The following is a 21,268-nucleotide window of genomic DNA, read 5'->3' on the forward strand; positions in this document are numbered from 1 at the left end:
GCAGGGTCATGCGTCCCAGGCTCACCTCGCGGCCGTCGCGCGCCAGGAAGAACACGGAGAACAACCCGCCGAGGATGATGACTGCAATCAGGCGCAGGAACAGGGGATCGAGCCCTGTCATCGGCGCCACATATTCGCCCACCGCGAGCAGACTGAGACAGGTCACCGTCAGAAGGCCAAGCCCGAAGGCGAGCGTCACGAAGGCGATGATCCGGGCGATGTTTTCCGGCTCAATGCCGAGGCGGGAGTAGGACCGATAGCGGATCGCGCCACCGCTCAGCGCACCGAAGCCCGCGGTGTTGCCGACGGCATAGGCGCACGCGGCCGTCAGCGCCACATCGGCGTAGGGCAGTTTGCGCCGGACGTAGTCGAGCGCGCTGACGTCATAGAAGGTCAGCGCCAGGAAGCTCAATGCCGTGAAGAAAATCGCTGCCGCAACCGCCGTCCAGGGCGTGTCCGCCAGTGCCTGCACGACTTCGTCGTACTGAACTTCCGATGTCAGATGAAAGATCGCAAAGCCGAAGAGAGCGATCACAAAAAGCGTACCGGCGGCCGAAAGATAGCGACGGTTGCGGCGCAGGAAGGAGATCCAACCTCCCTCCGCCTGCTGCTCGTCGTCGGTTGCGCTTTCCGAGATGGAGGATGTCATGGGCGCCCATGTCAAATGATGAGAACATCAGCGCTTTAGCTTACCCGATACGGATCAAAAAGTGAAATATCCGTAATAAATTATATTCTTATAAAACAATAAGTTAGCCGATGAGCTCGTTGCGGTTTAGCTTGGCCCATTGCAACAGCATGATCGTCTTGGCGTCGCAGATCTCGCCGGTGGCGATCATCGCGAACGCCTGCTCGAGCGGTATTTCGAGAACTTCGATATCCTCGCCCTCATGCGCGAGCCCGCCGCCATCCCCGCGTTTTTCCGTGACGTCGATATGGCCGACGAAGAAGCTCGTGCGTTCGGTGATTGCGCCCGGGCTCATATAGGCATCGAAAAGGTGGGTGGCGCCCTCGACGTGGTAGCCGGTCTCTTCCAGGGCCTCGCGGGCGATCGCGACGTCCGGGGTGTCGTCGTCCAGCAACCCGGCCACCGCTTCGATCATGTAGGCAGGGTGCCCCTGCAGAAGCACGGGAACGCGCAGCTGCCGCACCAGCACTACGCTTTGCCGCCTGGCATCAACGAGCAGGATGGTCGCGGCACTGCCATGATCGTGAACCTCGCGCTTCAGCGTCGCGGTCACGCCGTTCGACATGTCCTGTTCGAGCGTCACCTCCTCGAGGTGGATGAACCCGTCCCAGAGCGTGCGTCGGCCGATGATCCTGACGCGCGGATCGTGATGTATGCTCATGCGAAATCCTTCATTGGCGGAAGCAATCCGGCCACTCCGGCCTTAGACCGCCGCGCGTTCTAGTGAACATGTTCCGTTGCCGCGCGATCCTCGCGCTCCGTCTGCAAGGTCGTGTGGTGCAGGTCGAACTCCTGGCGCAAACGGCTCTCGATCGCCTGGCGCACCGCTTCACCATCGGCGCCCTCGGCGAGCACCACATGGGCGGTCAGCGACGGCTGGCTCTGGGTGATTGCCCAGAGGTGAAGGTCGTGCACCGAGGTGACACCGGGCACGGCCGCGATGGTCGCGTGGACATCGGCGAGCCGCATGCCCGGCGGCACCCCTTCGAGCAGGATGTTGACGCACTCCTTGAGGAGCACCCAGGTGCGCGGGAAGACCATGAAGCCGATACCGACGGCAAGCAGGGAGTCCACCCATTGCCAGCCGGTGAACCAGATGAGCGCCGCGCCGACGATGACGGCCAGCGACCCGAGCATGTCGGACCAGACCTCAAGATAGGCGCCCTTGACGTTGAGGCTCTCGTCCTTGTGGCTGGTCAGCAGCCGCATCGAAGCGAGATTGACGAGCAGGCCAATAATCGCGATCACCAGCATGCCGCCCGACTGGATTTCCTGCGGCTCCGACAGGCGCTTCCAGGCTTCGTAGAGAATGTAGAAGGCAACGCCGAGCAGGAGCAACGCGTTGAAGGCGGCGGCCAGGATTTCGAAACGCGCATAGCCATAGGTGCGCAACAGGTCGGACGGGCGGCGGCCCACATGGATGGCGACGAGCGCGATCGCCAGGGCGGCCGTGTCGGTCAACATGTGCATGGCGTCGGAGATCAGCGCCAGACTGCCGGTCAGCACCCCACCCACGACTTCGGCCAGCATGAAGCCGCCGGTCAGGCCAAGCGAAGCCCAAAGCCGGGAGACGGGCGTGCTGCTGACATCTGCATGGTGGTGGTCGCCGCTCATGGAGGGTTCCGTCGTTGAACAACCTGTTTTTAGCGCGCCAACCAGAGCCAGACCCTGTTGTCGTGGAAAGCGGCACCGCCATAGGGCGCCACGGCATCGGCACCGGTAAGCACGTTGATCCCCTCCCCGTCGAGATGGGCGCCGTTCGGCCACAGCCCCTCGGCGATCACGACGCCGCGGCGTGTACCCCCGCCGATTTTTGCATGCAGGCGGATCTCGCCGCGTTGGTTGCCGAGCTGGACGACATCACCATCGGCGATGCCAAGCGCCTCTGCGTCGTCCGCATGGAGCATCACTTCCGGGCGCACTTCCTTCTGGATGGAGGACGGCGTCTCGGCAAAGGTCGAGTTGAGGAACGAGCGGGCCGGCGAGGTCGCGAGACGGAATGGATGCTCGGCGTCGGCCACCTCGATCAGATCGACGTGGTCAGGGAACTCCGGCAGTTCCGCGTGCGGCCCCTGAACACCCATGGACTTCGGCGGCCGGTTCGGTGCGGGCGTTCCCGTCCAGTCCGCCTTGAAGCGAAACTTGCCGTCGGGATGGCCGAAGCCGTTGAGATAATGCGCGTCTTCGAAGGCTGGCTGACAGTCCAGCCACTTCTCTTGTCTCATCTCCTCGTAACCAATGCCGTAATTGGCAAGCAGCCGATCGATATGCTGGCGCTCGGTCAGGCCGAAGCCGGCATGGTCGGCAACGCCCAGGCGCTTGGCCAGTTCCTCGATGACGAAGAGGTTGGTGCGCACGGTCGAGGGCGGCTCCACCACCTTGGGTCCGATCAGGATATGCTGGTGACCGCCACCGCGATAGAGGTCGTCATGTTCGAGGAACATGGTGGCGGGCAGGACGATATCGGCGACCGCAGCCGTATCGGTCATGAACTGCTCGTGCACGGCGACGAAGAGATCGTCGCGCAGGAAGCCGCGTTTCACCAGCCGCTGCTCCGGGGCGACGTTCACCGGATTGGTGTTCTGGATCAGCATCGCCGTCACCGGTCCGCGATGGCGCAATGCTTCGGCGTCCCCGGTCAACACGCGGCCGATCTGCGACTGGTCGAGCATGCGCACATCCGGATCGTGGAAGGCCGAGCCGATCAGCTCGCGCTTGTCGAGCTTGAAGATATCGTTGTTGGAGTGGAAGGCACCGCCGCCTTCGTGCTTCCAGGAGCCGAGCACCGTCGCCACGGAGGTCGCCGCATGGATGGCGACGGCACCGTTGCGCTGGCGGGTGAAGCCGTAGCCCAGGCGGAAGTAGGTGCGTGGCGTCGTGCCGACGAGTTTGGCGAAGGCCTCGATCTCCTCGACCGAAAGCCCGGTGATGGCGGAGGCCCATTCCGGCCCGCGCGACTGAAGATGCGCCTCAAGCCCGGCCGGGTCGTCCGCGAACTTCGCCATATAGGCCCGGTCGGCATAGCCGTCACGGAAGGCGATGTGCATGACGGCGCAGGCAAGTGCTGCATCGGTGCCGGGCTTCAGCACCAGCCCCATGTCCGCCTGCTTGACGGTCGGATTGTCGTAGATGTCGATGACGACGATCTTCGCGCCGCGATCCTTACGGGCTTTCACCGCATGGGTCATCACATTGACCTGGGTCGCGACCGCGTTCGTGCCCCAGATGACCACACAATCGGCCTTGGCCATCTCGCGCGGATCGGGACCACGCAAGGCGCCGGTCGCCATGGTCAAGCCAGTCCAGGCCATGTTGGTGCAGATCGAGCCGAAGAAGCCGGAATAGCGCTTGGCGTGACGCAGCCGATCGATCGAGTCGCGCTGCACCTGGCCCATGGTGCCGGCATAGAAGTAGGGCCAGACGGCTTCTGCGCCATGCCTCTGCTCGGCGCGGATGAACTGATCGGCAATCTCGTCGAGCGCCGCTTCCCAGCTCACCTCCTGCCAGCTGCCCTCGCCCTTGGCGCCCTTGCGGCGCTGCGGCACCATGAGCCGGCCCGGATGGTAGATGCGCTCGGAGTAGCGCGCCACCTTGGCACAGATCACACCGGCGGTGTAGGTGTTGGCGGAAGCGCCACGCACGCGGCCAATCCGCCCTTCGGCGGTCAGGTCCACCTCCAGCGCGCAAGCGGAGGGACAGTCGTGCGGACAGACCGAATGACCGATCGATTTTTCTGCTTTGATGGGGGTCGCAACGTTCATGGCTTTTCTATATGGCATCGACAAACGGGCTCAAAGAGCCAATCGTCCACCCATCGAAACAATTGATCGGGGCCATCGGCGGCGCTCATGAACTATCGGCACATTTACCATGCGGGCAATTTTGCCGACGTCCTGAAGCACGCGGTGCTGGCGCGGCTCATCACCTATCTCCAGCAGAAGGAGAAGTCATTCCGGGTGCTCGATACCCATGCCGGCATCGGCCTCTATGACCTCTCCAGCGAGGAAGCGCAGAAGACCGGGGAATGGCGCGACGGCATCGGCCGACTTCTCGAGGGTGAACTGCCCGCCGAGATCGCTGCCGTCCTCGCTCCCTATCTGGCGTCGATCCGCACGCTCAATCCCGGACCCGAGCTGACACTCTATCCTGGTTCGCCGAAGCTTGCCCGCATGCTCTTCCGTCCGCAGGACCGGCTTTCGGCGATGGAGTTGCATCCGGACGACTACGAAACGCTGCACCGGCTTTTCGACGGTGATTTCCAAAGCCGGGTTACCGAGCTCGACGGCTGGTTGGCGCTCGGCGCACATCTGCCGCCGAAGGAAAAGCGCGGACTGATCCTCGTCGATCCGCCCTTTGAAAAGGAAGGCGAATACGACCGCCTCGCCGAGGGCCTCGCGCGCGCCTACCGGCGATTTACCGGCGGCGTCTACTGCCTGTGGTATCCATTGAAGCAGGGCGCGCCGATCAAGGCATTCCACGAGACGCTGAAGGCGCTCGATATTCCGAAGATGCTCTGCGCCGAGCTTTCGGTCCGGAGCGACCGGGAAACCACCGGGCTTTCCGGCTCCGGCCTCATCATCGTCAACCCGCCTTTCACGCTGAAGGGCGAACTCGACCTGCTGTTGCCGTTCCTGAAAACCCGGCTGGCGCAGGATCGCTTCGCCTCTTCGCGCTGCTTCTGGCTGCGCGGCGAAGAACAGGCAACCGGAGGGGCTTGACGGGTGGCGGCCACACGCCGCAATCTTGAGTGACGACTTAGGGAGACGCCCATGACTCGCACGCTCGCCGCCAAGCTTCTCATTTCGCTTTCGCTCGCCGGCGCCGCAGCGCCGGGCGCTATGGCCGCCGACTACATCGGCGGTGCCCCAGCCCAGTCCTTCTACGATACCGGTGTTTGCAGCGAGGCGTCGGTGCTCGGCTTCATCACCTCCCGCTTCGAATACCGGGATGCGAACTATCTCCACGCCAATCTGTCGATCGCCGAGATCCGCAACACGGGACAAAGCAGGCAGGAGCTCCGCGACGAGACGCACCTGGTCGAACGCGAATATTGCCGCGCCACCGCTGTGATGACGGACGGGTATCAGCGCTCGCTGTACTATGTCATCGAACGCCCCTGGGGCTTTGCCGGTGTCGGCCGCAGCATCGAGTTCTGCGTCGGCGGGCTTGATCCCTGGTACGTTTACGGTGCGCACTGCGCATCGCTTCAATAAAAATGGCGCCACTCCGGACTATGCGCCGGCTTTTGCCGGCGCTTTTCGTTGCGGCAAACTTGATCGGCTGCAGTGACCAGAACACCGAGAAAGCGCCGACGGCAACCAAAGGCGACAGCGCGAACACAGCCGCCGCGGTACCGATCGGCAGTGGTTTCGATTTTTACGTGTTGTCACTGTCCTGGTCGCCGACCTGGTGTGGCGACAATGATCCCAACGGAAAATCCAGCCAATGCGAGGCGGGATCCAATCGCGGCCTGATCGTGCACGGCCTCTGGCCCCAGAACGAAAAAGGATATCCGGACTTCTGCCCGACGCGGCAATCCGATCGTGTGCCGTCGTCGCTCGGCAAGCAGTATCTGGATCTCATCCCGTCCATGGGTCTGATCGGCCATCAATGGCGCAAGCACGGCACCTGCTCGGGCCTCAGCCAGGAGGACTATTTCGCCGTCACCCGCTCCGCGTGGAACCGGCTTGCGCTGCCGGCGGAACTCTCACCACCCCGACAGCAGACCAATTTGTCCGTCAACGCGATCGAAGTCGCGCTCGTCGCCAAAAATCCCGGCATGACGAAGGATGCCGTCGCCGTTACCTGTGAAGGCAACAGGCTCGAAGAAATCCGGATCTGCTTCGACAAATCGCTGAACTTCCGATCCTGCCCGGCTGTCGATCGCCAGGCCTGCCGGAAAGACAATGTGTCCCTGCCCCCGGCGCCGTAGCTGGCGGGGGATCGGAACGCAAACGATGCTCGCCTTGAAAACCGCAATTCCTGGAAAGAAAGACGTTCGATGAAGATACTGTACTCGCCCGCTTCGCCCTATTCGAACAAGGTTCGGATGGCCGCGCATTATGCCGGGTTTTCGGCGGACAGCGTGCTGACCGACACCGGCGCCAATCCCCCGGAACTGATCGCCAATAATCCGCTCGGCAAGATACCGACGCTCATCCTCGACGATGGCCGTTCGGTCTACGACAGCCGCGCGATCATGCATTTCATCGATCGGGAAACCAAGGGCAAGCTCTACCCCAAGAACGCGGGTAAGCGGACCGACGTCGAGATCCTCGAAGCCTTGTGCGACGGCGTCTGCGACAGCCTACTCGCGATCGTCTACGAGAAGCGCTCGCACCCGCCGGAAAAGGTGCATCAGCCCTGGATCGACCGGCAATGGGAAAAGGTGGAACGCAGTCTTGACCACCTGAACGCCAATCTGCCGAAGACCGGAGCCAAGCTTCATGCCGGGCATTTCGCCCTTGCGGCGATGCTGCGTTACATCGAGTTGCGCTTCAGCGGCGAGTGGCAGCGCGGCCGCGCCAAGCTCAAGAACTGGCCGGCGAAGTTCGAAAAGCACTTCCCCGACTATTCCAAGTTCAAGGCCTGAAAAATCAGCCGGACAAACGTTAGGACATAAAAAAAGGCCGGGTCACCCCGGCCTTCTTTTGATCCGGCAAAAGCCGATCAGAACTTCACGCCCATACCGACGCGAACGCTGTGCTCGTCGTAACCGGAGGACACGTTGGTGCCGCCCATCTTGAAGTCCTTCGAGCCGTAGTCCGTGTAGCGGTACTCGACGCGTGCGGTGATGTTGTCGGTGACGAAGGTTTCCGCGCCAGCACCGGCGGTCCAGCCGACCATGGTGTTCGTGTCGGAAGCGCCACCAACGCTGCCCTTGGCCTGGCCGACGGCGAGACCGGCGGTGCCGTACAGCAGTACCGGGTTCAGATCGACACCGACGCGAGCGCGCAGCGAACCGTTGACGCCCTGCTTCATGCGCAGGTTGCCCTTGGTCGAATCCTGGCCGGAGTAACCAATATCGGCTTCACCGCCGTATACCAGCTGGCCGCTCTGTACGTTGTAGCCGCCGTAGAGACCGCCGCCGAAACCAGCTGCCGTGTTGCTGCCGGTCGCGTCATGCTGACCATGGTGCCAATCGGCGGTACCACCGACATAGGCGCCCGACCAGTTCTTCACTGCCGGCTCGGTGTATTCGGCCTGCGGAGCTGCCGGAACTTCGTCGATCGCATCTGCAGCCTGGGCGGCCTGGAAGGCGATGAGGGCCATGGCGGAAGCCATGAGGGTGGTGGTGAGCGTACGCATAAATATTCTCCTTTTCGTACCGATGCGTCGTGGGCTTGGGGTCCCACAGTGAAACATCGGACAACTTTCAATTAACCCGCCCGGTTGAGCTGAAATTGGCCAGCAAATGAGGATTCACAAGAGCCAAAATGTGAAATTTTGGTGGCACAAACACGCCCGAAATTTGATGTTGCTTTGGGGCAACAGGGGATTTGTTAACCATATTTCAAGATTAACGAAAGTTATACTATATACATTCAAAATAATACAATTTACGCCAATTCCATTAATTTTTCCGCAAGGAACTGTCAGGGAGTGTTTCAGCCTCACGTTTCTTGCCTATATCTTCGTCCGCTGACGCGAAGATTCGAAAAAGCGGGATGAAACGTTGAAGAAAGCACTGAAGGCGGCCCTCGTGACCGGGGGCGCCAAGCGGATCGGCAAAGCTATAGTTGAGGATCTTGCGGCCCATGGTTTTGCGGTCGCTATCCATGCCGACGCCTCATTTGACGAAGCGGAAGCGCTGGCCCGGGCTCTCACCGAAGCTGGAACGAAGGCGGTCGCGCTTCGCGCCGACCTCACCGATACGGCGGAGACCTCGACGCTCATTGCCCGCGCCGCTGAGGCGCTCGGTCCTCTCGATCTGCTGGTCAACAATGCCTCGGTCTTCAAGAAGGACAGCCTCGAGGCTTTCGACGAATCAATCTGGGATCAGCACTTCGCCCTGCATGTGAAGGCTCCTTCCCTATTGGCGCGCGATTTCGCCGGGCAGCTGCCGGCCGACGCCAATGGACTCATTATCAATGTCATCGACCAACGCGTCTGGGCTCCCAATCCGCGCTTTTATTCCTATATGTTGTCCAAGTCGGCGCTGTGGACGGCAACCCGGACAATGGCGCAGGCGCTTGCCCCGCACATCCGTGTCAACGGCATCGGCCCCGGGCCGACGCTGCCGAACGAACGGCAGGACCCTGGGGATTTTGAGGCGCAGGTCGATGCGCTGATTCTCAAACGCGGGCCGACGCTCGACGAATTCGGACGGACCATCCGCTTCCTGTTCGACACACCGTCGATCACCGGACAGATGATTGCGCTCGACGGGGGCCAGCACCTCGCCTGGGAAACGCCCGACATCAGGGAGATAGTGGAATGAATGGACGCGTGCCGGCCGACGGCGGCATCCTCTACGACGGTACCGAGACGGAAGACGACGACGATCTGGTCGAAGCGGCAGAAAGCACAAGCGCTGCGCCGCCGGTCGAGTGGAACGAGAATCAGGCCGAAATGGAAGGCTTGAAAGGCGCGGAGCTGATCCAGGCCTTCGTCAAACTGTTGCCAAACGGTCCCGGCGTCTACCGCATGTTCAACGAGACCGGCGACGTACTTTACGTCGGCAAGGCGCGCAGCCTGAAGAAGCGTGTGAGCAACTATGCCCAGGGGCGCGGCCACTCCAACCGTATCGCGCGCATGGTCCGCGAAACGGCGAACATGGAGTTCGTGACCACGCGCACCGAGATCGAGGCGCTGCTGCTCGAAGCAAACCTGATCAAGCGCTTGCGCCCACGCTTCAACGTGCTTTTGCGCGACGACAAGTCGTTTCCCTATATCCTAGTGACGGGAGACAGCCGGGCGCCGGCGCTCTACAAGCATCGCGGCGCGCGCAGTCGCAAAGGCGATTTCTTCGGTCCGTTCGCGTCGGCCGGCGCCGTCGGCCGCACCATCAATTCGCTGCAGCGCGCCTTTTTGCTTCGGACCTGCACCGACAGCGTTTTCGAGACGCGCACGCGGCCCTGTCTGCTCTACCAGATCAAGCGCTGTTCGGCGCCGTGCACCGGCGAAATCAGCGATCAGGGCTATGCGGAGCTGGTGCAGGAGGCCAAGGACTTTCTCTCGGGCAAGAGCCAGGCGGTGAAGGCGACGATTGCCGCCGCCATGGGCGAGGCCGCCGAGAACCTCGACTTCGAACGGGCGGCCCTTTACCGCGACCGTCTGGCGGCACTCAGCCACGTCCAGAGCCATCAGGGCATCAATCCCGCCGGCGTCGAGGAAGCGGATGTCTTTGCGATCCACCACGAAGGCGGCATTTCCTGCATCCAGGTCTTCTTCTTCCGCACCGGCCAGAACTGGGGCAACCGCGCCTACTTCCCGAAAGCCGACCCCTCGCTGCCGACAGCTGAGGTGCTCTCGCAGTTCCTTGCGCAGTTTTACGATGACAAGCCCTGTCCACGGCAGATCCTGCTTTGCGAAGCCGTGGAAGAACAGGAACTGCTCGGCCAGGCGCTCAGCGAGAAATCCGGATACAAAGTCGCGATCCAGGTGCCGCAGCGCGGCGAGAAGAAGGATCTCGTCGACCACGCGCTTGCCAATGCGCGTGAAGCCCATGGCCGCAAGCTGGCGGAGACCGCCTCCCAGTCGAGGCTGCTTGAAGGCTTTTCGGAAACCTTCAAGCTCGAACGCACACCGCGCCGCATCGAGATCTACGACAACTCCCACATCATGGGTACCAACGCCGTTGGCGGCATGGTGGTGGCGGGGCCGGAAGGTTTCGTCAAAGGCCAGTATCGGAAGTTCAACATCAAATCGACCGACATCACGCCAGGCGACGACTTCGGCATGATGCGCGAGGTGATGACGCGGCGGTTTTCGCGACTGCTCAAGGAAGAAGGCAAGCCAGACAGGAGCGCCGAGCCGACCGATGACGGCGCCTTCCCCGCCTGGCCCGATGTCATCCTCATCGACGGTGGCCAGGGCCAGATGACCGCCGTGCGGGCCATTCTTAAAGAGCTCGACGTCGAAGACTGCGTGACCGCAATCGGCGTTGCCAAGGGTGTCGACCGCGATGCCGGACGCGAACGCTTCTTCGCGCTTGGACGAGACAGCTTCACGCTGCCGCCGCGCGACCCGGTGCTCTACTTCATCCAGCGACTGCGCGACGAGGCGCACCGGTTTGCGATCGGCTCGCATCGGGCGCGGCGCAAGAAGGAGATGGTCAAGAACCCGCTCGACGAAATCGCCGGCATCGGTCCGACGCGCAAGCGCGCGCTGCTCACGCATTTCGGCACCGCGAAGGCCGTCTCCCGCGCCGGCATCAACGACCTCATGGCCGTCAGCGGCATTTCCGAAACGGTGGCCCGGCTGGTTTACGAACATTTCCACGACGACGCCGCGAAATGAAAACCGGGTGTCACAATTCACCCGGCGTTCACATGCAATAGGGCAAATATGACAGTTGCCGACGATGACCTGTTGACCTCCGGCCAGCAAAGTCATTCTGTACCAGACGAACCAGAGAACACGAATCCATGCCCACGCCCGTCGCCTACAGCATCCCGAACCTGCTCACCTATTTCCGAATCCTGATCGTGCCGCTGATCGTCCTTTGCTTCTTCATCGAAGGGCGGCTGCACAGTTCGGATTTTGCACGCTGGACCGCGGTCACGCTCTTCGCGATTGCGTCGATCACCGACTTCTTCGACGGCTATCTCGCCCGCATCTGGAAGCAGACGTCGAACATCGGCAAGATGCTGGATCCGATCGCCGACAAGCTGCTTGTCGCCTCGATCCTGCTGCTCGTCGCAGCCGACGGCACGATCGCCGGCTGGTCGATTTGGGCTGCGATCATCATCCTCTGCCGCGAAATCCTGGTATCGGGCCTCCGTGAATATCTCGCGGCGCTGAAGGTCAGCGTGCCGGTCACCCGCATCGCCAAGTGGAAGACCACGATCCAGATGGTGGCGATTGCCTTCCTGCTGGCAGGCCCCGCCGGCGACAAGGTTTTGCCCTACACGACCGAGGCTGGTATCGTGCTCCTTTGGATCGCCGCCGCCATCACGCTCTATACGGGCTACGATTATTTCCGCGCCGGCCTCAAGCACGTGGTCAACGAATGAGCACGGTCAATCTCGTCTATTTCTCCTGGGTGCGCGAGCGCATCGGCAAGGGCGAAGAGACGCTGGACGTTCCGGCCAGCGTTGTCTCCGTCGCCGACCTGCTCACGCACCTGAAGACGCTCGGCGAGGAATACGAAGCGGCGCTCGAACACGAAAACGTCATCCGTGCGGCCATCAACCAGGAGCATGTCGACCACGGGGAGCCGATTGCCGGCGCCCGGGAGATTGCCCTGTTTCCGCCGATGACGGGTGGCTGAGCCCATGAGCGCGCCGGTCACCGTGCGCGTTCAGCGCGAGGATTTCGACCTCAATGCCGAGGTTGAGAAGCTTTCGGCTGGACGTCGCGACATCGGCGCGGTCGTTACCTTTTCGGGGCTTTGCCGCGACGAAGCCGGCACGCTTGCCGCCCTTGAGCTCGAACACTACCCCGGCATGGCGGAAGCGGAGATCGCGCGCATCTCCAACGAGGCGGTCGAGCGCTTCTCGCTCCAGGCCGCCACCGCCATTCACCGCTACGGAAAAATCCTTCCCGGCGAAAACATCGTGCTGGTCGTTGCCGCCTCGCGGCATCGGCAGGCCGCCTTCGATGGCGCCAACTTCATCATGGATTTCCTGAAGACGTCGGCGCCCTTCTGGAAAAAAGAACACCTCGACGACGGCACCACCGGCGGCTGGGTCAGCGCCAAGGATGCGGACGATACCGCACGGGACCGCTGGTCGACGAAGTAGCGTCCCCCTTGCGATCAGGGGATAACCTTCTCCTTGCGCGTTATCGCCAGCACGATCACCAGAAAGCCGAAGATCGCGAAGTCGCGCCAGAGAATGGGGCCATAGGCAGTCCAGAGCGTCTCAAGTAATCCGATTCCGGCCGCACCGAGCGCCGCGTAGAGGGGTGAAGCCTGGCCGCCGATCGCGGCGATGAACAGCACCTTGACGCCAAAGGTCAATCCCGTGCCGAAGTCCATGTTGCCGTAATAGGACGCAGCGAGAATGCCGCAGACCGCGGCGATCAACGATGCCACGCCATAGGCGACGATGTAGACGGTCGCGGCGTCGACGCCGCAGAGCGCTGCAGCCCCCCGGTCCTCGGACACTGCACGCCAAAACCGCCCTGCCCGCGAATGCGTGAGGAACCAGTGCCCGGCTGCCACGAGCGCAGCCATCAGCACCGTGTTGCCAAGCTGGATAACCGTCAGGGTTACGGGAAAGCGCGGATCGTTCCAGAAGACGATGTTGCCGTTCAGGAACGGTGGCAGCCACAGGCTGCGTGTCTGCGAGGCGAGCCGCGCCATTTCCATCAGGACCAATAGGCAACCTAGCGAAGCGACGACGACCGTGTTGGCGGAGGAAAAGGCAAGCGGCCGCATGACATACCGCCCGGCCACGAGCCCGGCGCCGAGGCTGAAGGTCAAGGCTGCCGCCGCCCCGAGGGCAAGAGCAGCTGGCAGCACCAGCCACAGCCGGTTCCAGCCGAAATCCGCAAACAGCACAAACATTTGGCCGGAGAACGCAAAGAGCGCGCCATAGGTGAGATCAGCCCGGCGCGTCACCGCGAAGGCGATGGCATAGCCGAAAGCGAGCGCGGCATAGAGGGCAGCGATGGGAACGGCATTGGCGAGCTGCTGCAGAAAATAGAGCATGGCGCATCCGGAGCGTGACAAGATCAATATAACTGGTAAAATCATTTTTACCAGTTAGGATTTTCACATGACCTTCACCTGGACAGCCCATCGATTTGCCGGCGGCGCCTTGGCGCTGGATGTGGCCAATTCCATCGTCCTGCGTTTCGATCCGGAACGCCGGATCGATCGTTTCGCCGATGCCGCGGCGATCGATTCCTTCGCGGAAGCGGCCAACCGCTTCGGGGTGGAGAACACCCGCTTCGGCCCATTGGCCCCCGTCGCCGCGGAAAACCGCGCCAAGCTGCTGTGGCTGCGCGAAGCGACCGATCGGCACTTTCGCGCCGAGATATCGGCCAATGGACGACCGGAACTGCTGGCGGATCTGCTTGAGGCGATCGCCGTCGTCATGCGCGGCTCGCCCCACTCTGGCGGTCTGCTTCCGCTCGACACGGCGACCGCGCAATCGGCGCTGAGCCTCGCGGCCAACCCCGAACCCGACCGGCTGAAGATCTGCCCGAATTGCGGCTGGCTGTTTCTCGACCGCAGCCGCAATCGCAGCCGCACCTGGTGCGACATGGCTGTGTGCGGCAATCGCAACAAGGCCAGGCGCCACTACCATCGCAACAGGGAAGAATCAGGCCCATGACAAGGACATTGGGTATCCTGGTGGCAGTTGCCATCGCAGTCGTCACTGCCGGGTGTCAGCGCGAGAGCGGCCCGGATCCGCTGAAGCTGACGGGCAAGATGTTCGTCTTCAACTATCGCCTCGCCTACGCGACCTATATGGTCACGCTCACCAAGGCCGAGGCCGTGCCCGACGGCAGCGTTGTCGTGGCACGCTTTGAAAATCCGGCCGGCGGCGACGCGCTGACGCTGGAGCGCAAACTGTTTCCGAAGCTGGAAAAAGTGGTGCTGGAAAGCCCCGATATTACCTGCGTGAAGAAGGACCGCCCCTATACGGTGTCGATCGAGGTCAAAGGCCCTGAGGGCCAGTCGCTGCAGAAGCTCGAAACCACCGTGATCTCCGACATCGACCAGGACATCATGCCGGCACAGGCGCTGGTCGAAGGCCCCGCCTATGACAAGAACCCCGAGGTCTTCCGTGGCGGCAAGGCACCGGAGCATTTCGAGACGGCAAAATGCCCGGTGTGAGAGACCGGCAATAAAAAACCGGAGCGTTTCCGCTCCGGTTCAAATCCTGAGTCAATTCAGGCCGTTGCGGCCCGAACCGAAGATCTTGAATCAGCCGACGATCTCGGTGCCCGAGAACCAGTAGGCGATTTCTTCAGCAGCGGTTTCCGGAGCGTCCGAACCGTGAACCGAGTTCTCGCCGATCGAGAGAGCGTGAACCTTGCGGATGGTGCCTTCGTCAGCGTTTGCCGGGTTGGTGGCGCCCATGACTTCGCGGTTCTTGGCGATTGCGTTTTCGCCTTCGAGAACCTGAACGATGGTCGGGCCGGAGGACATGAACTCAACCAGTTCGCCGAAGAACGGACGTTCCTTGTGAACGGCGTAGAAGCCTTCAGCTTCGCGACGGCTCATCCAGACGCGCTTGGAGGCGACGACGCGCAGGCCGGCATCTTCGAGCATCTTGGTGATGGCGCCGGTCAGGTTGCGCTTGGTCGCGTCCGGCTTGATCATCGAGAAGGTACGTTCAATAGCCATTGGCTCAAATCCCTTGTTTCTTGAGAAGTGGCGGTTCATTAGCCGCCAATCCCGCGCAAAACAAGGGGGTTCACCGATGATTCGGCTTGGGTCGAGAGGGTTTCACGCAGCCGTCACACTACGTCCGAGCCCGTGGTGCAGGTCTAGACAGCGTTCGAACCAGTCGGTGACGGTATCGCCCGGCTGAAGGAGACGCTGCGGCGAGACGATGCGCGCCCACTGAAACGCGCCGAAGACGATATAGTCGGCGAAAAGCGGTGACGCGCCGCCGAGGAAACCCTGAAATTTCAGCACATGGCGCAGCGGCTCGAGCTTTTCCGAGAAGGTCGCAAGAGATGCTCCCCCGCTTTCGGCGACCGCTTCCAGCGAGGTACCGAAACGCTTTTCGCGGCTCTCACGGAAGTAGGCCTGGTCGACCGGATCAAGGCGATCGTGAATGTCCCGGATGATGATGCGGGTTAGCGCGGGGTGCAGCGTCGTCTGCGACCAGCCTTCGACGAAGCGAGCGATGGCCATGCCTCCCGCGCCGGCAAAGAGCGAGGGGCGGTCCGGATAGTTCTGTTCGAGGTAAAGCGCGATCTCGAAGCTGTCCTTCACCAGCCGCTCGCCATCCCGCAGCAGCGGCACCAGGCCTGTCGCTCCATCCTCGACCACGGGGATTTCGGTGAAACCGATCGGCACGATGTCGAAATCGAGCCCCTTGTGCGCGAGCGACATCTTCGTCTTCCACACATGCGGCGAGAACGGACGCGCCCTGTCGGCACCACAAAGCGAATAGAGCTTTCTCGTCATGTGAACTCCCGGTCGGTTGGCGTCCCGTTGAACGACAAATCGGCCGCGCCATCAAATCAGTAAATTTCATGAGTGATATCAGCCACAGAAATGCGGTTTCGAGTTAGCGTCGTCGACCCAAGCCGAAGCCCCCTCAGGAGATAACCAATGCTCGATCACTTTCGCATGTTCGCCGACTATAACCGCTGGGCGAACCGCCTGATCTACGCCGCCGCCGCTGAACTGACCGATGCCGAGTTGCGGCAAAACCGAGGCGCCTTCTTCGGCTCACTGCTTTCGACCCTCAACCACATCCTCGTTGCAGACCGTATCTGGATGAAGCGCTTTACGCGCGAGGGCGACGCCCCAGCCTCGCTCGACACGATCCTCCATGACGATCTGTCGGCACTCACCGCCGCTCGGATTGCCGAAGACGCGCGCATCATCGCCTGGATCGATGGCCTCAGCGACGAACGCCTTGCCGCAGCCCTTACCTATTCGCCGGTCGTCAACCCTACGGTCATCACGCAGAAGCTGGCACCGACGCTCGCGCATTTCTTCAACCACCAGACCCATCACCGCGGGCAGGCGCATGCAACGCTCACCGCGCTCGGTGGCCCATCCCTGGCGCTCGATCTCGCCTATTTCCTCAGGACCGAAGGATTACAGTGGGCGTAGCGGAGATCGCAGCACTGCGAAGTTGAGCACCCGAAGTGGCCGGATCTCACGCTCCCGCCACGCGGCAAGCGTTTTCAAGAGTTGCCGCTGGCCGAGCCAGGCGACGAGACCGAGCGCCACACCGCCGAAGATCGACAGGAACGAAAACGCCGGGGTTGGCAATGCCGGCTGCAGCGGCAGCATCAGCAACTCCGGCACGAAGCGGTGCAGGATGTAGATGTGGAAACCCGCTGCCGACAGAGGCAGGATAAGCTGCGCCGCCCAACGCGGCACGTTGATGCGCGGGAGATAGATGAGCGCGGCCAAGACGGCGATCTGCAAGATGTACTTGATCTGCGTCCCGATCCAGACTCCCTCGTACAGGCCGAAGAACAGGAAGGCTCCTGTGCCGGCCACCATCAGCAGCAGCCGCTGTTTGGCCGTTTCGGCGACGGCGGCGCACCAGCCGATAACGGCGAGATAAAAGATCCAGGGCAGGGTAAAGATCTGCCGATTGCCGATCGGCCAGAGCAACGGCAGGGCAAGCCGGGCGACAAGTGCCGCCAAAAGCAGAGACATCCCTGCGGCGAAGGGTCTTGCCGATACGAAACGGCGGAACCGCGGAATGGCGAAAAGCCCGACGAAGACCAGCATCATCTGGCAATAGGCTTCGATGAACCAGTAGAGATAGGGCACCATGCCATGCGTCTCCGGCAGGGTCAGGCCGAAATTGCCAACGAGCAGAACCGAGGCCCAGGGCACCTCACCCCAGGCAACCGCATAGGCCGCGACGATCAGATAATAGGGAACCAGCACCTGAGCGAGCGGCCGCAGGATCGCCCAGCCATCTCCGGCGAGAAGCGGCCCCATCTGGAACCTGGCGAGGCTGAAGCCTGCGAGAACGACCATGGCCGCCGATCCACCGGGGATCGGCCACACGGTTTCATGGTGCACCACGACCAGCAGAATGGCCAGCGCACGCACCAGCAGGTCCGTCCCGATCCGCCGCGTGGCGGTCTCGCAGTGTTCCTGGACCGACAGGTCGGCAATCGACAAGGTCTCCCAGGCGTCCGGAACTTGCCCCAACGCCTTTTCCAAACCCATAGAAAGCTGAACGAAGCGAAGGGAGTCGCCGCCCAGCGATACAAAACTGTCCGAGCGCTTCACCCGCTTCGGATAGAAGACCTGCGCAAAGAGTTCTTCGATGCCGCCACTGTCGTCGTCGCCGTTGGCTGCTGCCTGGCGAGCTGCCATGTTGAGCGCGTTGTAATCGACCTTGCCGCTGGCAAGCCGTGGCATCTCGGCAAGCGCGGTGGCCTTCAGATGGGCGAGCGTCAACCCGCTTGCCTGCGCCAGGAACCGCTTGACCTCTTCGGCATCGCGGTTGCCGGTACAAAAGGCGTGAAGGCCGGCATCGTCACCGACGACGGCAGCTGCGATGCCGCGCCTTTCGAGCGCTGCTTCCAGCACGTCGTGCGCGATCCTGAGCCCGGCAATCTTGGAGATCCGCTTCATGCGGCCGACGATCTGGAACAGCCCATCGGCATGTCGCATCGCAAGATCGCCAGTGCGCAGCTCGGTGAGTTCGGCACCGCGGCAGAGATCGTCACGCGACGTGGCATAACCCATCATCACGTTCGGGCCGCGATAGACGAGTTCACCGGCCAGGCCGTCGCTTTCGATCGGCGCACCGTTCTCAGTCTCGATCAGGAGGCGCCCACCTGGGATCGCAACGCCGATCCTGTCCTCGTTGCCGGCAAGCAAAGCGGGCGGCATATAGGCGATGCGCGCGGTGGCTTCGGTCTGGCCGTACATGGCGAAGAAGGCCGCGCCTTGAGCGCCCAGGTGGTCGTTGTAGAGACGGATGACGTCCGGGCCCAACCGACCGCCAGCGACGGTCATGAAACGCAGGTGCGGGAACCGCCGATCGCGGAAGCCCACCTTCTCCAGCAATTCGTAGGAATAGGGCACACCCGCAAGGTTCGTGCTGCCGCTTTCGGCAAGACCATCGAGGAAACCGGCATCGAGGACCGATCCGCCGGGGATATAGAGGCTGGCGCCGGCTGCCAGGTGGGAATTCAGCACCGACAGGCCGTAGGAGTAATGAAGCGGCAGGATGAGGCAGCCGCGATCCGCGGCCGTCAGACCGAGATAGTCCGCGATGGACGCCGCGTTTGCCGTGATGTTTTCCCGGGACAGGCGGACGGCTTTGCCGCAACCGGTGCTGCCGGAGGTCGAGAGCATGACGGCGAGTTGGTCATGGGGCGCCCTGCCGTCTTGTCGCAGATGCTCCGTGCGCCAGCGGCCATCAATCCGGCGGAAGCAGAAGTCTGGCTCGAAGGCATCGACCCAAGATGCAGTCGCGCCGTTTTTCGGGGCCTGCATCGCCACGGCATGTCCTGCAGCCAGCGCTGCCAGATAGGCGACGATGGCATGTTCGGAAAGCTCGGCCTCGATCGCCACCAGCCCGCGCGGACCGCGGAAAGCCTGCGCCTGGCGCATGATCCGGTCCCCCAGCTCCCGATAGGTGACGGTCCGCTGCCCGCAAAAGACCAGCGCCGGCCGGTCGCCCCATTTCGCCAGATCCGCAGTGAACGAGATGGACATTCTTGACCGTCGCTGTTTGCCTCGAGCTCCGATGCCCGATTTAGCAGCGCCGAATATAATTGGTGACTAAAGGCGTCAAGTATAAAGATCGGTGAGCTGACGGCTGTCAGCTCGGTTGCGATTGTCAGTTGCAACCGGCCTCCCTCAGATGGAATTCAGCAACCATACCGGGCGGGAATGGGTGACTGGATGAAATCTTCAGACTCCCTTAAATGCGGCCTTCCATAGTGCTCATCGATCCGGACACCATCGTCCGATAGACATTTGGGGACCACGACGGAATGACCAGGCAAGTTCCAGCGGACGCCGGCCGATCGCAGGCGCGGCAGGCAGCGATCATTCTGAAAGTGGCGCATGCCATGTCCGCGCACGGGATCGCTGCCCTGCCCCGCAATTACGAACTTTTCTACGAGGCGCTGTCCGGTCGCTTGCCCCAGCTTTCCCGGGACCTTGCGGCACTCGGGCACAACCCGCAACAGGACTCGCTGGACGCCTTGGGCCTCAAGCATCACCTTGTCTCCCACGCAGCCCTCGCAGCGGGCCGGACGAGAGCTGCAGCCCAGGAAATCCTCGCCGACATGGCCGGCAAGCTCAAGCTTGCGCTGACGCAGAAGCAAACGTTCAAGATCGAACTCGATCGTTTCGCCCGTCGGCTGGCGGCAGATCCCGTTGCCGGCCTGTCGGACTTCGCCGACGACGCCGCACGGCTCCGAGAAACGGCAGGGCGTTTGATGAACGAAGAGAATGCCCTGCAGCACGCACTGGAAACCAGTGCGCAGCGCATGGCCGAATTCGAGGGGGATCTCGCCGAAAGCCGCCGGTCGCTTACCCGCGACGCCGCGACGGGCTTGCCGAACCGTCTGGCGCTGACAGCGAAGCTCGACTCCATTCTCGAAACGGAGCGGGCAGACCAGCCGATTGCCCTGCTTCTCGTCTCCGTTCAAGGGCTTCACGAGATGGCCGAGCGCCACGGCGGCGCGGTTGCGGCGAAGGCGCTTGCCAAGGTGTCGGCGCTGTTTCGCAAGTCGATCAAGAAGAACGATTTCGTCGCTCGCGCGGGCCAGCAGGAATTCGCCTTCGTCTGCCGGGATGTCAGCCTCGAAAATGCCGAGGCCATTGCAGGCCGCCTCCGGCAATCCGTGGAAGAACTGAAATTCACCCTTCCCGGGCGGGCACACACCGCCGAAACGCTCTCGCTGGCTGCCGGCATCACCATCGCGCAACCGGCATCGACGAGCGCCGACGTCATCAACCAGGCGGAGCTGGCCCTGGCCGGCGCACGCGATGGCGCCAGCATCCTTGGCTATTCGGCGGCGCTCGGCCGCGGCCACGGCAGGACCTACGGTCAGAGCGCCGCTTGACCGTCGCGCATCAGGCGGCGACCGGCTGGCGGTTCTCGTCGATCTCCGACGCCTTTTCCCGGAGGCAGCCAAGCAAGCGGAAGAGCTCGGTGCGCTCGCAATCGTCAAGCGCGGAAAACAGTTCATCGATCGTGCGATGACGCGGCTGCAAGGCCGCTTCCAGTGCGAGCCTCCCGCGATCGGTGATCGAGATGATCTTCGCGCGACGATCTTCCGGATCTGCGTCACGGACGACCATGCCGTCCCGCTCCAACCCGTCGATCGCTTCGGTGACGGTTCTGGCCGCAAAGTTGAGCGCCGCGGCGATATCCGCGCAGCGGCAAGGCCCCAGCGTGTTCAGATAGAACAGGAATTTGCTGCGCGCGAGCGAAACGCCTTCCTCCGACATAGACGCGTTCACCAGGCGATGAACGCAGTGGTAGAGATCGAAGAGCCGCTCGGCGACTTCGACTTTTTCTGTCATGGCAATGTACCTCATCTGGCAACGCCAAAACGAAACAACCCGGCCCCGCGTGGCGGGACCGGGCTGTTCGGTCAACCGTTTGGCGTGACTTACTGCTTGTTTTCGTCGGCCTGGCCGAAAGGCTTGGCACGGCTGTTGGCGATCGCGCCGGTTGCCGTCGCATCGACGGATCTGTCTTCGATACCTGCGTAGTAATCGCCGCGGCCGGTCGAGCTTGCGGAGACGCCGGTGCCGGCGGAGGCGTCTGCGCGGCCGGT

Annotated in this window: 22 protein-coding genes and 1 pseudogene; 13 read left to right on the forward strand and 10 right to left on the reverse strand. The window is 62.4% G+C overall.

All coding sequences use genetic code 11. The features are described from left to right. From I8N66_RS18610 to I8N66_RS18625, 4 genes and pseudogenes are all read right to left on the reverse strand, one after another. Positions 1-649, reverse strand: a pseudogene (locus I8N66_RS18610) (hypothetical protein); the annotation flags it as partial. Between the two features lie 103 nt (positions 650-752). Next, positions 753-1,349 carry an NUDIX domain-containing protein gene (locus I8N66_RS18615; RefSeq protein ID WP_291156422.1) on the reverse strand — a complete coding sequence of 199 codons (597 nt, stop codon included), beginning with the start codon at positions 1,347-1,349 and terminating at the stop codon, positions 753-755. A 59-nt stretch (positions 1,350-1,408) separates the two neighbouring features. Continuing rightward, complete coding sequence (locus I8N66_RS18620) at positions 1,409-2,302, reverse strand: cation diffusion facilitator family transporter (RefSeq protein WP_291156425.1); 894 nt, start codon at positions 2,300-2,302, stop codon at positions 1,409-1,411. A gap of 29 nt (positions 2,303-2,331) precedes the next feature. After that, entirely contained in the window at positions 2,332-4,467 is a 2,136-nt protein-coding gene (locus I8N66_RS18625) for a molybdopterin oxidoreductase family protein (protein WP_291156428.1), read from the reverse strand. 69 nt (positions 4,468-4,536) lie between these two features. Between I8N66_RS18625 and I8N66_RS18630 the strand changes: the two genes are divergently transcribed. The 4 genes from I8N66_RS18630 to I8N66_RS18645 all read left to right on the forward strand — a co-directional run bounded on the left by I8N66_RS18630 (position 4,537) and on the right by I8N66_RS18645 (position 7,280). Beyond that, positions 4,537-5,406, forward strand: coding sequence for a 23S rRNA (adenine(2030)-N(6))-methyltransferase RlmJ (locus I8N66_RS18630; protein WP_291156430.1), 870 nt, complete (start codon positions 4,537-4,539; stop codon positions 5,404-5,406). 51 nt (positions 5,407-5,457) lie between these two features. Further along, a complete protein-coding gene (locus I8N66_RS18635) occupies positions 5,458-5,901 on the forward strand; it encodes a hypothetical protein (RefSeq protein ID WP_113536869.1) in 444 nt (147 codons plus the stop codon). A gap of 20 nt (positions 5,902-5,921) precedes the next feature. After that, positions 5,922-6,620, forward strand: coding sequence for a ribonuclease T(2) (locus I8N66_RS18640; RefSeq protein WP_291156435.1), 699 nt, complete (start codon positions 5,922-5,924; stop codon positions 6,618-6,620). 69 nt (positions 6,621-6,689) lie between these two features. Beyond that, the gene (locus tag I8N66_RS18645) at positions 6,690-7,280 is read left to right on the forward strand and encodes a glutathione S-transferase (RefSeq protein ID WP_291156438.1); all 591 of its coding nucleotides are present in this window, start codon (positions 6,690-6,692) and stop codon (positions 7,278-7,280) included. Between the two features lie 77 nt (positions 7,281-7,357). On the opposite strand, the gene I8N66_RS18650 is transcribed toward I8N66_RS18645, so the two are convergent. Beyond that, the gene (locus I8N66_RS18650; RefSeq protein ID WP_291156441.1) at positions 7,358-7,996 is read right to left on the reverse strand and encodes an outer membrane protein; all 639 of its coding nucleotides are present in this window, start codon (positions 7,994-7,996) and stop codon (positions 7,358-7,360) included. Positions 7,997-8,363: 367 nt separating this feature from the next. Between I8N66_RS18650 and I8N66_RS18655 the strand changes: the two genes are divergently transcribed. The 5 genes from I8N66_RS18655 (at position 8,364) to I8N66_RS18675 (ending at position 12,594) form a co-directional block, all read left to right on the forward strand. Beyond that, complete coding sequence (locus tag I8N66_RS18655) at positions 8,364-9,128, forward strand: SDR family oxidoreductase (RefSeq protein ID WP_113536865.1); 765 nt, start codon at positions 8,364-8,366, stop codon at positions 9,126-9,128. Then, positions 9,125-11,149: an excinuclease ABC subunit UvrC gene (uvrC, locus tag I8N66_RS18660; RefSeq protein ID WP_291156447.1), complete on the forward strand. Its 2,025-nt coding sequence runs from the start codon at positions 9,125-9,127 to the stop codon at positions 11,147-11,149. Before I8N66_RS18655 ends, uvrC begins: the two co-directional genes overlap by 4 nt. A 128-nt stretch (positions 11,150-11,277) precedes the next feature. Next, on the forward strand, positions 11,278-11,865 hold the full coding sequence (gene pgsA / locus I8N66_RS18665) for a CDP-diacylglycerol--glycerol-3-phosphate 3-phosphatidyltransferase (protein WP_104665796.1): 588 nt from the start codon (positions 11,278-11,280) through the stop codon (positions 11,863-11,865). After that, on the forward strand, positions 11,862-12,122 hold the full coding sequence (gene moaD, locus I8N66_RS18670; protein WP_113536863.1) for a molybdopterin converting factor subunit 1: 261 nt from the start codon (positions 11,862-11,864) through the stop codon (positions 12,120-12,122). The genes pgsA and moaD overlap by 4 nt, the downstream gene beginning before the upstream one ends. A gap of 4 nt (positions 12,123-12,126) precedes the next feature. Then, positions 12,127-12,594, forward strand: a complete 468-nt coding sequence (locus I8N66_RS18675) for a molybdenum cofactor biosynthesis protein MoaE (RefSeq protein ID WP_113536862.1) — start codon at positions 12,127-12,129, stop codon at positions 12,592-12,594. 14 nt (positions 12,595-12,608) lie between these two features. On the opposite strand, the gene I8N66_RS18680 is transcribed toward I8N66_RS18675, so the two are convergent. Continuing rightward, positions 12,609-13,505, reverse strand: coding sequence for a branched-chain amino acid ABC transporter permease (locus I8N66_RS18680; RefSeq protein WP_113536861.1), 897 nt, complete (start codon positions 13,503-13,505; stop codon positions 12,609-12,611). A 67-nt stretch (positions 13,506-13,572) separates the two neighbouring features. Here I8N66_RS18680 and I8N66_RS18685 point away from each other — a divergent pair, with 67 nt between their 5' ends. Then, positions 13,573-14,133, forward strand: coding sequence for a CGNR zinc finger domain-containing protein (locus I8N66_RS18685; protein WP_291156456.1), 561 nt, complete (start codon positions 13,573-13,575; stop codon positions 14,131-14,133). Then, positions 14,130-14,639 (forward strand): hypothetical protein, encoded by a 510-nt coding sequence (locus I8N66_RS18690; protein WP_291156459.1) that lies wholly within the window; start codon positions 14,130-14,132, stop codon positions 14,637-14,639. Before I8N66_RS18685 ends, I8N66_RS18690 begins: the two co-directional genes overlap by 4 nt. Positions 14,640-14,729: 90 nt before the next feature. Here I8N66_RS18690 and ndk read toward each other — a convergent pair whose 3' ends face one another. Both ndk and I8N66_RS18700 read right to left on the reverse strand, forming a co-directional pair. Then, positions 14,730-15,152 (reverse strand): nucleoside-diphosphate kinase, encoded by a 423-nt coding sequence (ndk, locus tag I8N66_RS18695; RefSeq protein WP_034803877.1) that lies wholly within the window; start codon positions 15,150-15,152, stop codon positions 14,730-14,732. Between the two features lie 102 nt (positions 15,153-15,254). Next, positions 15,255-15,944 carry a glutathione S-transferase family protein gene (locus tag I8N66_RS18700; RefSeq protein ID WP_291156466.1) on the reverse strand — a complete coding sequence of 230 codons (690 nt, stop codon included), beginning with the start codon at positions 15,942-15,944 and terminating at the stop codon, positions 15,255-15,257. Between the two features lie 147 nt (positions 15,945-16,091). Between I8N66_RS18700 and I8N66_RS18705 the strand changes: the two genes are divergently transcribed. Further along, positions 16,092-16,601 (forward strand): DinB family protein, encoded by a 510-nt coding sequence (locus tag I8N66_RS18705; RefSeq protein ID WP_291156469.1) that lies wholly within the window; start codon positions 16,092-16,094, stop codon positions 16,599-16,601. Here the strand turns inward: I8N66_RS18705 and I8N66_RS18710 are convergent. Further along, entirely contained in the window at positions 16,587-19,187 is a 2,601-nt protein-coding gene (locus tag I8N66_RS18710) for an AMP-binding protein (RefSeq protein ID WP_291156472.1), read from the reverse strand. The two genes, I8N66_RS18705 and I8N66_RS18710, sit on opposite strands and share 15 nt — an antisense overlap. Positions 19,188-19,468: 281 nt before the next feature. On the opposite strand from I8N66_RS18710, the gene I8N66_RS18715 reads away from it, so the two are divergent. After that, the gene (locus I8N66_RS18715) at positions 19,469-20,548 is read left to right on the forward strand and encodes a diguanylate cyclase (RefSeq protein WP_113536855.1); all 1,080 of its coding nucleotides are present in this window, start codon (positions 19,469-19,471) and stop codon (positions 20,546-20,548) included. Positions 20,549-20,558: 10 nt separating this feature from the next. On the opposite strand, the gene I8N66_RS18720 is transcribed toward I8N66_RS18715, so the two are convergent. Continuing rightward, positions 20,559-21,011 carry a MarR family transcriptional regulator gene (locus I8N66_RS18720; protein WP_113536854.1) on the reverse strand — a complete coding sequence of 151 codons (453 nt, stop codon included), beginning with the start codon at positions 21,009-21,011 and terminating at the stop codon, positions 20,559-20,561. Positions 21,012-21,268 lie beyond the last annotated feature (257 nt).

The organism is Ensifer sp. SSB1, from assembly GCF_016652895.1.
GTDB lineage: Bacteria > Pseudomonadota > Alphaproteobacteria > Rhizobiales > Rhizobiaceae > Ensifer.

Excerpts from the sequence above, each read along its gene's own strand:
- I8N66_RS18705 (WP_291156469.1), top strand. The coding sequence starts at position 16,092 with ATGCTCGATCACTTTCGCATGTTCGCCGACTATAACCGCTGGGCGAAC.
- pgsA (WP_104665796.1), top strand. The coding sequence starts at position 11,278 with ATGCCCACGCCCGTCGCCTACAGCATCCCGAACCTGCTCACCTATTTC.
- I8N66_RS18685 (WP_291156456.1), top strand. The coding sequence starts at position 13,573 with ATGACCTTCACCTGGACAGCCCATCGATTTGCCGGCGGCGCCTTGGCG.
- I8N66_RS18640 (WP_291156435.1), top strand. The coding sequence starts at position 5,922 with ATGCGCCGGCTTTTGCCGGCGCTTTTCGTTGCGGCAAACTTGATCGGC.
- uvrC (WP_291156447.1), top strand. The coding sequence starts at position 9,125 with ATGAATGGACGCGTGCCGGCCGACGGCGGCATCCTCTACGACGGTACC.
- I8N66_RS18620 (WP_291156425.1), bottom strand. The coding sequence starts at position 2,302 with ATGAGCGGCGACCACCACCATGCAGATGTCAGCAGCACGCCCGTCTCC.
- I8N66_RS18635 (WP_113536869.1), top strand. The coding sequence starts at position 5,458 with ATGACTCGCACGCTCGCCGCCAAGCTTCTCATTTCGCTTTCGCTCGCC.
- I8N66_RS18625 (WP_291156428.1), bottom strand. The coding sequence starts at position 4,467 with ATGCCATATAGAAAAGCCATGAACGTTGCGACCCCCATCAAAGCAGAA.
- I8N66_RS18715 (WP_113536855.1), top strand. The coding sequence starts at position 19,469 with ATGACCAGGCAAGTTCCAGCGGACGCCGGCCGATCGCAGGCGCGGCAG.
- I8N66_RS18630 (WP_291156430.1), top strand. The coding sequence starts at position 4,537 with ATGAACTATCGGCACATTTACCATGCGGGCAATTTTGCCGACGTCCTG.
- I8N66_RS18710 (WP_291156472.1), bottom strand. The coding sequence starts at position 19,187 with ATGTCCATCTCGTTCACTGCGGATCTGGCGAAATGGGGCGACCGGCCG.
- I8N66_RS18650 (WP_291156441.1), bottom strand. The coding sequence starts at position 7,996 with ATGCGTACGCTCACCACCACCCTCATGGCTTCCGCCATGGCCCTCATC.
- I8N66_RS18675 (WP_113536862.1), top strand. The coding sequence starts at position 12,127 with ATGAGCGCGCCGGTCACCGTGCGCGTTCAGCGCGAGGATTTCGACCTC.
- I8N66_RS18720 (WP_113536854.1), bottom strand. The coding sequence starts at position 21,011 with ATGACAGAAAAAGTCGAAGTCGCCGAGCGGCTCTTCGATCTCTACCAC.
- ndk (WP_034803877.1), bottom strand. The coding sequence starts at position 15,152 with ATGGCTATTGAACGTACCTTCTCGATGATCAAGCCGGACGCGACCAAG.
- I8N66_RS18690 (WP_291156459.1), top strand. The coding sequence starts at position 14,130 with ATGACAAGGACATTGGGTATCCTGGTGGCAGTTGCCATCGCAGTCGTC.
- I8N66_RS18680 (WP_113536861.1), bottom strand. The coding sequence starts at position 13,505 with ATGCTCTATTTTCTGCAGCAGCTCGCCAATGCCGTTCCCATCGCTGCC.
- moaD (WP_113536863.1), top strand. The coding sequence starts at position 11,862 with ATGAGCACGGTCAATCTCGTCTATTTCTCCTGGGTGCGCGAGCGCATC.
- I8N66_RS18645 (WP_291156438.1), top strand. The coding sequence starts at position 6,690 with ATGAAGATACTGTACTCGCCCGCTTCGCCCTATTCGAACAAGGTTCGG.
- I8N66_RS18615 (WP_291156422.1), bottom strand. The coding sequence starts at position 1,349 with ATGAGCATACATCACGATCCGCGCGTCAGGATCATCGGCCGACGCACG.
- I8N66_RS18700 (WP_291156466.1), bottom strand. The coding sequence starts at position 15,944 with ATGACGAGAAAGCTCTATTCGCTTTGTGGTGCCGACAGGGCGCGTCCG.